This window comes from Marinobacter sp. LA51 (assembly GCF_030297175.1).
Taxonomy (GTDB): Bacteria; Pseudomonadota; Gammaproteobacteria; order Pseudomonadales; family Oleiphilaceae; genus Marinobacter; species Marinobacter apostichopi.
This window is the reverse complement of record NZ_AP028070.1, coordinates 3,448,597-3,461,449: the sequence shown is the minus strand read 5'-3', so window position 1 is coordinate 3,461,449 and position 12,853 is coordinate 3,448,597. Positions and strand designations below refer to the sequence as shown.

The 12,853-nt window shown below is 59.5% G+C and carries 12 protein-coding genes; 4 read left to right on the top strand and 8 right to left on the bottom strand.

Features of this window, described 5'->3' with window-relative positions:
* Nucleotides 1-2 precede the first annotated feature (2 nt).
* Nucleotides 3-1,031: a metal-dependent hydrolase gene (locus QUE89_RS15980; RefSeq protein ID WP_286221028.1), complete on the bottom strand. Its 1,029-nt coding sequence runs from the start codon at nt 1,029-1,031 to the stop codon at nt 3-5.
* A 6-nt stretch (nt 1,032-1,037) separates the two neighbouring features.
* Nucleotides 1,038-2,240: a lytic murein transglycosylase gene (locus QUE89_RS15975; protein ID WP_434784079.1), complete on the bottom strand. Its 1,203-nt coding sequence runs from the start codon at nt 2,238-2,240 to the stop codon at nt 1,038-1,040.
* Nucleotides 2,241-2,532: 292 nt separating this feature from the next.
* On the opposite strand from QUE89_RS15975, the gene QUE89_RS15970 reads away from it, so the two are divergent.
* Complete coding sequence (locus tag QUE89_RS15970; RefSeq protein WP_286221027.1) at nt 2,533-3,417, top strand: response regulator; 885 nt, start codon at nt 2,533-2,535, stop codon at nt 3,415-3,417.
* Nucleotides 3,418-3,427: 10 nt separating this feature from the next.
* Here the strand turns inward: QUE89_RS15970 and phoR are convergent, their stop codons facing one another.
* The 5 genes from phoR to QUE89_RS15945 all read right to left on the bottom strand — a co-directional run bounded on the left by phoR (nt 3,428) and on the right by QUE89_RS15945 (nt 7,655).
* Complete coding sequence (phoR, locus tag QUE89_RS15965; RefSeq protein WP_286221026.1) at nt 3,428-4,753, bottom strand: phosphate regulon sensor histidine kinase PhoR; 1,326 nt, start codon at nt 4,751-4,753, stop codon at nt 3,428-3,430.
* A gap of 44 nt (nt 4,754-4,797) precedes the next feature.
* Nucleotides 4,798-5,490 (bottom strand): phosphate regulon transcriptional regulator PhoB, encoded by a 693-nt coding sequence (phoB, locus tag QUE89_RS15960; protein WP_286221025.1) that lies wholly within the window; start codon nt 5,488-5,490, stop codon nt 4,798-4,800.
* Between the two features lie 75 nt (nt 5,491-5,565).
* A complete protein-coding gene (gene ubiA, locus QUE89_RS15955) occupies nt 5,566-6,453 on the bottom strand; it encodes a 4-hydroxybenzoate octaprenyltransferase (protein ID WP_286221024.1) in 888 nt (295 codons plus the stop codon).
* An 82-nt stretch (nt 6,454-6,535) separates the two neighbouring features.
* The gene (locus QUE89_RS15950) at nt 6,536-7,117 is read right to left on the bottom strand and encodes a chorismate--pyruvate lyase family protein (protein ID WP_286221023.1); all 582 of its coding nucleotides are present in this window, start codon (nt 7,115-7,117) and stop codon (nt 6,536-6,538) included.
* Entirely contained in the window at nt 7,098-7,655 is a 558-nt protein-coding gene (locus QUE89_RS15945) for a hypoxanthine-guanine phosphoribosyltransferase (protein WP_286221022.1), read from the bottom strand. Before QUE89_RS15945 ends, QUE89_RS15950 begins: the two co-directional genes overlap by 20 nt.
* A 282-nt stretch (nt 7,656-7,937) precedes the next feature.
* Between QUE89_RS15945 and rd the strand changes: the two genes are divergently transcribed.
* Genes rd through tesB form a run of 3 tightly spaced genes read left to right on the top strand, consistent with a single transcriptional unit; the run spans nt 7,938 to nt 10,188 of the window.
* Nucleotides 7,938-8,105 (top strand): rubredoxin, encoded by a 168-nt coding sequence (gene rd / locus QUE89_RS15940; RefSeq protein ID WP_286221021.1) that lies wholly within the window; start codon nt 7,938-7,940, stop codon nt 8,103-8,105.
* 18 nt (nt 8,106-8,123) lie between these two features.
* Entirely contained in the window at nt 8,124-9,278 is a 1,155-nt protein-coding gene (locus QUE89_RS15935) for an NAD(P)/FAD-dependent oxidoreductase (protein WP_286221020.1), read from the top strand.
* Between the two features lie 55 nt (nt 9,279-9,333).
* Nucleotides 9,334-10,188, top strand: a complete 855-nt coding sequence (tesB, locus tag QUE89_RS15930; RefSeq protein WP_286221019.1) for an acyl-CoA thioesterase II — start codon at nt 9,334-9,336, stop codon at nt 10,186-10,188.
* Here tesB and QUE89_RS15925 read toward each other — a convergent pair.
* Complete coding sequence (locus tag QUE89_RS15925) at nt 10,179-12,752, bottom strand: EAL domain-containing protein (protein ID WP_286221018.1); 2,574 nt, start codon at nt 12,750-12,752, stop codon at nt 10,179-10,181. The two genes, tesB and QUE89_RS15925, sit on opposite strands and share 10 nt — an antisense overlap.
* Between the last annotated feature and the right edge of the window lie 101 nt (nt 12,753-12,853).

Sequence of the window (12,853 nt, the reverse complement as noted above, 5' to 3'; positions counted from 1 at the left end):
GATCAGCAGCTTTGACCCGGTGCCGGTGTGGCCAGGTCGGCCAGGCAGATAACCGGTGCTTCACCGGTGAGCCGCGCCCAAAGCAGGCCGAGGGCCTGCGGGTTAATCGGCGGTCGCGGTTGTTGGCTGCTGTTTACCGGTTGCAGGGCACTGCCGTTTTGCTGCGCCAGCACAAAGGTAAATGGATGAGCACCGGGAATGCCCAAGCGAATATCGGTAGCGGTAATCTGGTTGCCCATTACGCTGTATTCCAGAAAGCCCTCGGTGAACCACTCCAGTCGCTGAGCCTCGGGAAAGTCGGCTACGGCCTTGGCCAGGTCCGGACGGCGTGGGAAATATTCCAGATTCAGAGGCGTATTGCCGTCAAAGAATCCGGTGACAATCTCCACGTGATCGCGTTCGGTGAGTGCGGTAGCGCGCCAGAGCACGGTATTGAAGGGCATGGGCTGGACCAGTACACGGGAATCCTGCAGTCCGGCCTCGGCCAGCGCCGGCTGAACCCGGTCACTGATGATCTGTTGCGCGAATAGGGTCCAGCCCAGGTACAGGCTGGATAGCACCAGCCCAGCCGCGATGGCGCCGGTGGCCGGTGGCCGGAGCAGAAAAGCCAGGCAGCCGGCCAGCAAGGGCAGGGTGTAGAGTGGATCGATAATAAAGATGCTGCTGAGGGCGACCGGCCCACCGAGCGGCCAGAACAGCTGGGTGCCGTAGGTGGTAAAGCTGTCCAGTAGCGGATGGGTGACCAGCACCAGTATGGTCAGCGCCAGCCAGCGCTGAAAGCTGAGCGCAGGTCGCCAGCGCCAGAGACCCCAGGCGAGCGCAATCGCCAGTGGAATCAGAACAAACAGGGAATGGGTAAACCCGCGATGTTGGGTGAAGTTGGCCACCGCCGAGCCGTAGTCCAGCACCACATCCAGATCGGGCAGGGTGCCAAGGGCGGCCCCGGTAATCAGCGCGGTCCGGCCCAGAGTCTTGCCGGCGACCGCGCCGGCAATGGAGGCACCCAGTGCCATTTGGGTTATCGAGTCCATGGTCGGTTACCGGTCGGTGGTGATCCCCAGTTTGTCGAGCACTGTCTGCCCAGGATAACCGTCGGCGACCAGGCCAGAGGCGGACTGGTATTTCCGGATGGCTGAGCGGGTTCCCGAGCCAATGATGCCATCGGGTTTACCGCTGTCAAACCCGCGTTCGTTCAGCGAGCGCTGCAGGTCGAGAATGGCGTCCCGGGACAGGGCGGGCACGTCTTCCGGTGGCGGACTCTGCAAACCACCGGCGCCAGCGACGCGGTCGGCCAGGTGGCCAACGGCAATGGCGTAAAATTCAGAGCGGTTCCAGCCCATGATGACTTTGAAGTTGTGATAGGCCAGGAAAGCCGGCCCCTGGTGCCCGGCTGGCACCACCAGTGAGGCTTCGATGGGCTCATCGGCCAGGGCATTGCCAAAGGCATCGGTGATGCCCAGTTCCCGCCATTTGCTCAGCGGCAGACGGCGGCCATCGGCCAGGGCGTAATCAAACTGCTGGGGCAGTAGAACTTCCCGGCCCCAGCGATAGTCCGGGTTCCAGCCCATGGATTCAAGAAACTTACCGGCCGACATCATGGCATCTGGCAGGCTGTGCCACAGGTCGCGTTTGCCATCGCCATCGGCGTCGACCGCGTGCTTGAGAAAGACCGTGGGCATGAACTGCACGTGCCCCATGGCGCCGGCCCATGAACCTTCCATCTGCTTGGCCGGAATAGCGCCTTCATCAATGATGCGCAGGGCAGCGATCAGCTGTTCGGTAAAAAAGCTGCTGCGCCGTGGGTCGCAGGCCAGGGTGGTCAGGGAACTGGGCACCGACATCTTTCCGAAGTAACTGCCGAAGTTAGTCTCCAGACCCCAGAAGGCAACCAGGTAGGGGGCCGGTACGCCGGTTTCTGCCGTAACCCGGTCAAGAAGCTCGCTGTGTTGCTCGAGCAACATCCGGCCCTTGCTGATGCGGTCCTCGTTCACCCGTCGGCCCAGGTAATCGGCGAAGGTGGTGGTGAACTCTGGCTGCCGACGGTCCAGCTCAATGACCCGGTCCAGGTGTTCAACGTCGGCCATGACGGAATTGGCTGTTTGCTGGCTTACGCCGGCCGCTATCGCCCGGTCCGCGAGCCGTGCCTTACATTCGCCGAAGGCGTCGGTGTTGGCTGAGGTGGTGGTGTCCTGACCGAAGGCGGGCAAAGTCAGGGTGGTCAGCAGACCGGTGATCGACAAGCGAAAAACGGTACTCCGTTGGGGCAGAATCCTTGCAAACGCGTTCAGCACACAAAACCTCGGCACAATTACGATGGTGTGAAATTCCCGGGGACCATGGTAGCGCGTTTTGGAGCGACAGAAATACCGTCCGGGGCCCTTCCGAGTGACAATTGTTTAACGTCGGGGTTCCGCTGTTTGGATCACTCTGTGCCGTTTGTCGTCTTTTTGTTGCTGCGGGGTTTCCGGCGCCGCCCTTTGTTTTATAGTGGAGCGACAACAACGAGCCTGTGGATAAGGTAAGGTCTGAATAATGGCAACGCTGAAAGCGCTGGTGGTAGATGATGCCAGCTTCGTAAGGGATCTGGTCAAACGCACAGTGCGTCAGCGGTTCCCGGTCATTGAAACCACCGATGCCCAGAATGGTCGGCGTGCCCAGTCATTGATGTCCCGCACGGCCTTTGATCTGGTGCTTTGTGATTGGGAGATGCCGGAGATGTCCGGGTTGGAGCTGTTGCAGTGGATGCGCCAGCAGCCCCAGTACCAGAAAGTACCCTTCATCATGATCACCAGCCGAGGCGACAAGGATCACGTTATCGAAGCGGTCAAGGAAGGTGTGTCGGAATACCTTGGCAAGCCCTTCAGCCCCGAGGGCCTGAGCAAGAAGATCATCAAGGTGATGGGCAGCAAGCTGAAAAGTGCCATGGAGCGGGGCGGTAAATCCATGGAGAGCCCGGCGGATGCGTTCAAGGAATCGGCGACGCTGTTGACCCAGAAGCGGGAGCCGGCCCCGGAGCCCGTTGCTCAGTCTGCCCCGGAGTCAGCGTCGCCGTTGCTGGCGGGTAGTGCGGGGAGCGCCAGTCGCGCCCCAGTCCGAGCGTCGTTGACCCTGGCCTCGGTGCGGTTCTCAGACAGCACCCTCAAATCTGTGATCAAGGACATTAATCTCACTGAAGTGCGGGTGCTGGCAAAGCGTGATCAGGCGTTCCCGGGCATTCTGGACCAGGCCGTCGTTGATATCGAGATCGCTGAGGGGCAGATGGCCCGCCTGAACGGCTATGTTCATCAGTTGCAGGCCGTCGATAAACGCCAGGACACCGATTTTGTCAGTGTCACCATCCGGTTTGTCGATGAAGACCCCAAGAAACTGGAAGACCTGTCCCGCTTTGTCGCCCGTTTCCGGGCCGGTTCCCGTTAGGCGTTAGGCGTTAGGCGTCGGAATCGGTCTTCTCGGGCACTCGCTCAACCAGGCGCTCACGGGGAAAGTGGCAGATAAATTCGCTTCCGGAGCCAATACTGCTGCGAATGTTCAGGGCGCCATCGTGGTTTAGCAGCACATGCTTGACGATGGCCAGGCCCAGACCGGTGCCGCCGGTATCTTTGTGGCGGCTGGGATCGGCCCGGTAGAAACGCTCGGTCAGCCGGGGGATATGAATCGGGTCAATGCCGATACCGGTATCCTTGACCGACAGATGGGCACCGTCGCGATCGCTGAACCAGTTGACAGTGATCTGGCCCTTGGGCGGAGTGTATTTCACCGCGTTGAAAATCAGGTTGGAGAACGCGCTGCGCAACTGGCTCTCGTCCCCTCGTAACAGACGCCGATCGGAAACCTGAACCGAAAGCTGGTGCTGCTTGTCGCCACTCAGGGCCTGGGCATCTCGGCAAATCTGCTCCAGTAGCTCCTCAACATCGGTCAGGCTGTCGTGGACGGTCTGTTCCCCGGTTTCGATCTTGGACAGCAGAATCAGATCGGTAATCAGTGCTTCCATTCGCGACGACTGGGCAGACATGGTGTTGATGGCCCGGCGCCATTTCGGCGGCAAGTCTTCAGCATTGTCCACCAGGGTTTCCAGATACCCGCTGATCACCGTGAGTGGCGTGCGCATCTCGTGGGAGACATTGCCGACGAAGTCGCGGCGCATCTGCTCAAGCTGGTACAGGCGGGTCACATCCTTGGCGACAATCAGCCGGTCGTCGTCGCCAAACAGGCTGATCTGGACTTGCAGGTGGATATGTGGCTTGGCCGGTGAATTTATTTCCAGGGGCTCGCGGTAATCGCGGGAGTCAAAATAGCTCTTGAACGCCGGTGTTCGAATCAGATTGTGGATGAGCTGGCCCTGATCGGTGGTGCGGCGGAAACCGAGCAGGTATTCCGCGGAGCCATTCCACCATTCCATGGTACCTCTACTATTTGTCATCACCACGCCGTCGCGCATGGCGTTGGTGGATTCCTGAACCCGATTGATCTGGGCGCGAAGCCGATCCTGGGTGCGCAGGTGAGTCTGATGCAGTTTGTGCAGGTAGTCGAAAATGTCGCCCCATAAGCCAACACTCTGGGGCGCTTGTTCCGACGCATTGGGGTTCCCTAGCCATAGGTACAGACGACGGATCTGCTTTAGTGTCCACCAGAGATACACCGCTACGGCAAGAGTAAATCCGTAAACGGGATAGCCCAGGTACAGGCCGATCAGCGTTGCGCCGATGATCCCGCTAATTATCAAACGGACATGCCGTGACCAATTGTGCTGCATCAAACGCTGCCTTATCTAATGAACGGAGCTGATGCCCGAGCGAGCTAGGCGGCCCTGGTTGAGAACCGGTAACCCGTTCCCCTTACCGTCTGGATAAGGTGATCGTACCCGTCTCCCAGTGCCTTGCGCAGCCTGCGAATATGGACATCAACGGTTCGCTCTTCTACGTAAACATTCCCACCCCAGACCTGATCCAGGAGTTGGGAGCGAGTGTAAACCCGTTCCTGGTGCGTCATGAAGAACTGGAGCAGGCGATATTCCGTCGGCCCCATCGTCAGTTCGCCGTCGCCGGTGCTCACCCGGTGACCGACCGGATCCAGGGTGAGGCCCTCTACTTCAATGGGGGTGTCGACACCCGGCGGCGTCGCCCTTCGCAGTACCGCTTTCAGTCGTGCGACCAGTTCGCGGGGGCTGAACGGTTTGGTGATGTAGTCATCCGCGCCCACTTCCAGACCCTGGATCTTGTTGTCCTCTTCCACCTTGGCGGTAAGCATGATGATCGGAATATCTGCGGTCGCCTCTTCTTTTTTCAGGCGTCGTGCCAGTTCAACGCCGCTGGTGCCAGGCAGCATCCAGTCCAGCAGGATCAGATCGGGCAGTTTGTCGACGATCAGGGCGTGGGCTTCCCGGGCATCCTTTGCCTCTATGTAGTCGTAATCCGCCATTTCGAGGGCCACCGCGATCATTTCCCGGATGGGGGCCTCGTCATCGACGATCAGGACAGTTTTTCCAGACATAAGCTAAACCTGTGTCAGACCTTGTTGTATTGCTGTCTCATTACACAGCGACAATATGACAAGTATATGACAGTCTCAGGCAATCATCAGATCAATGACCAGTCCGGTAAATACTGAGAATCCGGCCCAGTTGTTGTTCAGGAAGGCTTTGAAGCAGCCTTCCCGGGATCGCTCACGGGCCAGGAACTGCTGGTAAATGAACAGGCAGGCCATGCCCACCAGGCCCAGGTAGTAAGCGCTGCCAAGCTCCGCATGACTGCCGACAATCATCAGAATCAGCACCACCATGGTTTGCAGGATAGCGATGATGACCCGGTCGGCCTCGCCAAACAGGATAGCAGTGGATTTGATGCCCACTTTCAGATCGTCGTCGCGGTCGACCATGGCGTAAAAGGTATCGTAAGCCACGGTCCAGAGCACATTGGCGGTAAACAACAGCCAGGTAATCTGGCTCAGCCCGTCGGCCTCGGCCGCCCAAGCCATTGGAATGGCCCAGGAGAAGGCGGCGCCCAGAAACAGTTGGGGCAGGTGGGTGTAGCGCTTCATGAATGGGTAGATGAATGCCAGCAGCGCGCCGCCGAAGGAGAGGTACAGCGTCAAAGTGTTGGTGAACAGCACCACCATAAGAAACGAGATCAGACACAGGCCGGCGAACAGGGCCACGGCCTCCCAGGCTTTGATGCGCCCCGCCGTCAGGGGACGATCTTGGGTGCGTTTGACGTGACGATCCCAGTCCCGGTCGGCGAAATCGTTGATGGCGCAACCGGCGGCCCGCATGAAGAACACGCCCAGGGTAAACACGATCAGGTTGCCAATGGCGGGGCTGCCATCGCCGGCCAGCCACAGCGCCCAGTAAGTCGGCCATAATAGCAGCAGGCTGCCAATCGGGCGGTCTATCCGCAGCAACCGGGCGTAGTCGGCAAGCCGGTTCTGGAGATGATCGGGCATGGCGTCGAGAAGCATAGGCTTTGTCCGTGTGCTGATGCAGGTGAGCGGGTGATGCCCGGATTATAGCCAGTGGCGGGTGGCGGATGAAAGGCGGCGGTTAGTTGAACAGGTCGGGAAGCAGGTATTCACCGACCAGCAGGCATTGCTTGCGGTGGCAGAACATCGAGCGCCGGGCCATGGCCGGCTGGCCACTCACAACGAGGTTGCACAGACCGGTTTCCAGCGGGCCACGCTGCCAGTCCGGGCTGCTGAACAGATAGGCGCCCAGTGGGCGGTTGCCAAGGTGGCGCAGGCGCCGGCCCCGGCCTTCCAGACAGGACAGTGGGATTATGGTTCGGGCCAGCACCCAGGGCTGGCCGTCGCCGCAGAGCCGAACTTCGCGAATCCAGGCCCGCTGCCGGGCCGGTAGGCCCAGATGCTGTGCTTCTTCCCGGGTGGGGACCGCAAAACCTTCGTGTTGCACCTCAACGTGGAAGGTCTCGGTGCACTGGCGCTGCAGGGCCCGGGTAAAGGAGCCCTCCACCTGCAACCAATACCTGGCCGGGCCATGCACCTGGGGATTACGGAGCCCGGCAGCGGCCAGTGAGCGGTACCAATCCGTCGGGGGGATAGTCAGGCGACGCGTGTCAGAGCGACCGGAGCTCGGGTGGGCGCCGGTGTCAAAGTCCTTTGACGGCATAAATTCCAGGCGCGTTGCGCCAGTAGCCCTTGTAGTCCATGCCAAAGCCGAACAGGAAGCGGTCTTCCACTTCCAGGCCAGTGAAATCCGCTTTCAGCCCGGGCTGGGCCTTACGATCGTGCTGCTTGTCGACCAGAACCGCGGTCAGAACTTCCTTGGCGCCATGAGCCCGACAGTAATCGGCTATGGCACACAGCGTCGTACCCTCATCAAGAATATCGTCAACGATGACAATGGTGCGGTCCTGCATGTCCGCTTCCGGACGCAATTTCCACTCGAGGATGCCCCCGGTGGTTTCCTGGCGGTAACGGGTGGCGTGCAGGTACTCGGCCTGCACCGGAAATTTTAGCTGGGTCAGCAATTGGCCGGTCAGGATGAGACCACCGTTCATGACACAGAAAAGCAGCGGATTGCTGTCTTTCAGGCGGTCGGTAAGCGCGTCAGCGAGGTTGCCAATGGCGGCGTGCACCTGCTGTTCATCGACCAGGCAGTCGGCTTCGGCCATTACCTGATTCATTTCGGCGACGGTATCGGTCATAACGGTCGGTCCTGTCGTAAAACGACCGATTATACCGGAGAGGGGCTGTCGAAGGGAGGGGCAGTGTTGGGCCCGATGTCTGTATTTATGGCTATTGGCAGAAAACCCCGGAGGTGTCCGTCGATGCCGGCATTGGTCAATCCCGGGGTGATGGGTATGATGGCTGCCTGACAAAAGCGATGGGCGGTGCCGTGGCAGCGTCCGCTGTAAACCAGTTTAAACAGTTGCGCGCATAATTGTCGGACAATTATCATCGCGTTCTGATCAATCGGGAGAGTCGTAATGAAGAAGTGGCAGTGTGTGGTGTGTGGCCTGATCTATGACGAAGCTGAAGGCTGGCCGGAAGATGGTATCGAGCCCGGCACCACGTGGGAAGATGTGCCAGAGGACTGGGTTTGCCCGGACTGTGGCGTGGGCAAAGAAGACTTTGAAATGATTGAGATTGGCTGATCCCCTCGGAGTACGGATATGACTGAACAGGCCCCCATCGTTATCGTCGGTACCGGGTTGTCCGGCTATTCGCTGGCGCGGGAGATGCGCAAGCTGGACAAGGAACAGCCCATTATCATGGTGACCGCCGATGATGGCGTCAGCTACTCCAAGCCCATGCTGTCCACGGGCTTTACCAAGGGGAAGGACGCCGATGGTCTGGCCCAGGCCTCTACCGATGCCATGGCGGAACAGCTAAACATCGAGCTGCGTACATTCGTCACAGTGACAGGCATTGATACCGAGGCTAAGGCACTGTTGCTGGGTGATGAACGGCTCGAATACAGCAAGCTGGTTCTGGCCTGGGGCGCTGATGTTATACGGCTGTCGATCGACGGCGATGGCTTTGAGCATGTGTTCTCAATCAACGACCTGATGGACTACCGGGCATTTCGCAAGGCGTTGGCCGGCGGCAAGCGGGTGGCGATCATGGGTGCGGGTTTGATTGGCTGTGAATTTGCCAATGACCTGCGCAATGGCGGCTACGAGGTCGATGTGATTGCACCCTCGGATGTGGTCATGCCTGGCTTGCTGCCAGAGCCGGCGGCTGCGGCCGTCCAGCATGAGCTGGAAAACCTGGGCGCGCGCTTCCATCTGGAAACCGTGGTCGAGCGCATTGATCGTGCAGGGCAGGGGGTCTCACTCACGCTCGCCAACGGTGAGGTTGTGCCCGCGGATCTGGTGATTTCCGCGGTTGGCCTGCGCCCGCGCACCGAGCTGGCCCACGCTGCCGGCATCGAGACCGGACGCGGTATCACGGTCAATCGCGCGCTGGAAACCTCGGCTCAGGATGTCTACGCCCTGGGTGATTGTGCTGAAGTGGACGGCCATGTGCTGTTGTATGTGTTGCCTCTGATGGCCTGTGCCCGGGCTCTGGCGAAAACCCTTGCCGGCGAGCGCACGGAAGTGAAGTACGGCACCATGCCCGTGATGATCAAGACACCTTGCTGCCCGACGGCAGTGTGCCCGCCGGCACCGGAGGCCGACGGCGAATGGCATGTCGAGGCCGATGGCCCGGATGTCAAAGCCCTGTTCCGCAGTCCAGAGGGTGAGGTGCTCGGATTTGCCGTGACCGGGCGCTTTGCCCTGGAGAAACAGGCACTGTCCAAGGAAGTGCCGCCCATTCATCAGTGATCCCGCGGCGCGGCACTCAGCGTCTTCACAGAGTAGGAAATTGACAGGAGCAGGCATGCTTGAGGTAACGAAAAAGCTGGTCGATCTGCTGGATCTGTCGCCGATCGGCGATGACCACTTTCAGGGTGACAGTGAAGACCTGGGTTTTCCCAATGTCTTCGGCGGCCAGGTACTGGGCCAGGCTCTGATGGCGGCCAGCCGCACCGTTGAGGGTCGGTTGTGCCACTCACTTCATGCCTATTTCCTGCGCCCGGGCAATCACAGCATGCCCATCGATTACGAGGTTCAGCGAGTGCGGGATGGCGGCAGCTTTTCCGTGCGCCGGGTGATTGCGCGCCAGGGCGGCAAGGAGATCCTGACCGGCTCCATGTCCTTTCAGGTTGCCGAACAAGGCTTCGAACACCAGCTGACGATGCCCGACGCCCCAGACCCCAATGCCCTGAAGTCCGAGCACGAGTGGGGCCAGATAATGGCGCCGAAAGTGCCAGAGCGCATGCGTGATTCGCTCACCCGCGACCGGCCCATCGAAATTCGCCCGGTTGATCCGATGAACCCGTTTCAGCCGGAGAAGCGCCCGCCCCATAAGCAGAGCTGGTTCCGGGCCCAGGGCCAGCTGCCAGACGATCCGGTATTGCACCGGTGCTTGCTGACCTACGCCTCGGACTTCCAGTTCCTGGGTACCTCGCTCAACCCTCATGGCGTGACCTTCATGAGCAAGAACATGCAGGTAGCCAGTCTGGATCACGCCATCTGGTTTCATCGGGACTTCCGCATGGACGAGTGGCTGCTGTATGACAAAGACAGCCCCAGCGCCTCAGCAGGACGGGGTTTTAACCGTGGCAACTTCTTCAATCAGCAAGGTCGCCTGGTGGCTTCGACCACGCAGGAAGCCCTGATCCGTCAACGCTGATTCGCCCGTACTTCCGGGAACTCTGACATCTGGCTGGCCGACTGGCGCAGCCAGTCCAGGGCATCGTTGAAGGATAGCGGCCGGGACAGCAGGAAGCCCTGAATCATGTCGCAGCCCATTTCGCGGAGAAGCTGGGCGGTGTGCTCATCCTCAACGCCTTCCGCCACTACCGAATAGCCGAGACTGTGACACATGTCGATGGTGGTCTGGACGATCACCCGGTCTTCGGCCCGGGTGGCCAGTTCCGCGATCAGTGATCGGTCTATTTTGATTTCCTTGGCAGGCAGCTGCTTGATATAGGACAGCGACGAGTAGCCCGAGCCAAAGTCGTCGATCGAAACGGGAATGCCATTGGCGTTCAGCTGCTTAAGTGCGGTCAGGGAATTAGCGGGATCTTGCATCATGGAGGTTTCAGTAACCTCGAAGGTTATGCGGCCCTGGTGCTTCGGGAAACTGCGCATCAGGCGCTGCACGTAGCTCGGAAAATCCGGCTCCCGCAGGTTGTTGGGGGAAATGTTGACGGCAATGCCGATGTTCCAGCCATGTTCCAACAGCCCGCTGCGCATGGCCATGGCCTGTTCCAGAACCCAACGGGTAAGAGGTTTGATCAGTCCGGTCTGTTCCGCCAGTTCGACCACTTCGTCCGGGCGCAATTGGCTCTGTTTGTCTGGCCAGCGAATGAGTGCTTCCATGCCGACGACGTCGCCACTGGCCAGCGACACCTTGGGTTGCAGGTGCAGCGCCAGGCTGTTGTTGATCAGGGCCTGGCGTAATTCCGAGACAATGGTCAGTCGGTCGGCACTGAATGAGTCCCGCGATGGCTTGTAGTAGGCCATGCCGCGCTCCTTCGCCCGCTCGGAGCCAGCAGCGATGGCTGCGCGGCGGATCAAAGTGTTGGCGTCGGTGCCATGGTCAGGAAAAACTGCAACGCCCAGGCGGGCATCCAGCGGCACCTGCATGCCCAGGTAGTCGATCGGATAGCGGATATCGTCGAGCGTTCTGACCACCTCGCGAGGCGTTTGCCGGGTAACTTGCGCATCCACCACAAAGGCGAAGGTCTGCGGGTCCAGAAAGGTCAGGAAGTAACTGCGTTCGTCGGTCAGTTCCGTGGCGATGGCGCCGGGCAGATTGCGAATGGCGGCGTTGTAGTGCTTGGAGGCTAACGTCAGAATGTGATCGCTGTTGCGGTGGCCCAGGGTCTTGGTGACCGAATCCTGGTTGTTCAGGTGAATGACGGTGATGGCGTAGCGTTTTTCCGGGCTGCGCGTCATCAGGTCGTTCAGCATCATTTCAAAACTGCTACGGTTGGGCAGCCCGGTCAGGGGGTTATGCAGGGCCTGGTCCATCAGCTTGAGTTCCGCCGATCGACGGGCTGCCATGGCTCGCAACTCAGCTTCTCGCGCTTCTACCTTGTTCTGCCGTTCCTGAAAAATGCGTACCGCCAGGGCCATGGCCAGCAGGACCGCTTGCACCGCCGAGCCAATCTGCATGCCGTAGACCGTCACGAAGTTATTGGGTAGCAGACCGTATTTATTCGCGGCCGTAATAGCAGTTCCCAATGTTAAAGCGCCCCAGGCCAGTGAATAATAGGCCGCCTGTCGGTTACCTCGCAGCCACTGTTGGGGGCCAATCAGCGTAAGAACCAGGTTGGTGGGGATGGACAATGCCACCACCAGACGGATGGCTGTGCTGTAGTCGGCCACGAAGGTAGCCAATGCTGCTGCGGCGTTCACCGCCATGGCCAATGCCAGTGTGCGCTTCAGGGCAACGCTGGCTTTGCCAAGGTTAAGAAACGCTTGGGAGAACCACAGGGTAAAAATCATGGCGGCAGGAACACTCAGCAACATGGCGCGGTTCTGAATGTCAGGGCTGGCAGGCCAGAGTACCTGAAAAGAAATGCCGTTCAGGGTGGCAATGAGCAACAGGTAACTCAGGGTCGACAACACGTAGAGTAGGTAAACCCGCTCCCGCAGAGCCACAAACACAAACAGGTTGAACAGAATGGCGGTGATCAGGATGCCGTAGTAGATCGCATGTACCTGATCTTCGATGAAAGACCCTTCAAAAAACGACTGGTCATTCCAGAGGGTAAGGGGGACCTGCATGGTGCCGCTGGTACGAACTTCCAGCAGAATTTGGTATTCGGCGTTGTTTGGCCGTTCAAACGGGAACAGAAAGTGCCGGTGCAGAATCGGGCGTTGCTGGAATGGGAAGGTGTCGCCTGTGGTGACGGTGCGAACTACGGTGCCGTTTTCGATCAGAAAAAACCGGATCTGGTCGAGGTGCGAGTAACTGATTTCCAGCAGGTTCAGGTTCGGCTGGTCAGGAACTGGCAGTTTTAGCCAAAGGGTATCGGGGATGTAGCCGAAATTCGGACTCTTGTCTGTCAGCGGCTGCCATTGGCTGGAGACCAGGAGCTCGCTGGCGGACGTTTCTGTGCCTGGCGGCACGGTCAGGTAGCTGGTCTGGGGAGATTTGATAACGTCGGCCCCCCAGCTTGGCTGGGCGATCACGAACAGCAACAGCAAGGTTGCACAGAGTCTTGACCAAAGGGTAAATGTCACGCAGTACCGCTGTCTTGTTTTCGTTATGGTTGCGAGTATGGCTGCTCACGGACCCGGGCTCAAGACCTGGCACCGGTATTGGTCATCGTTTTACAGCCATT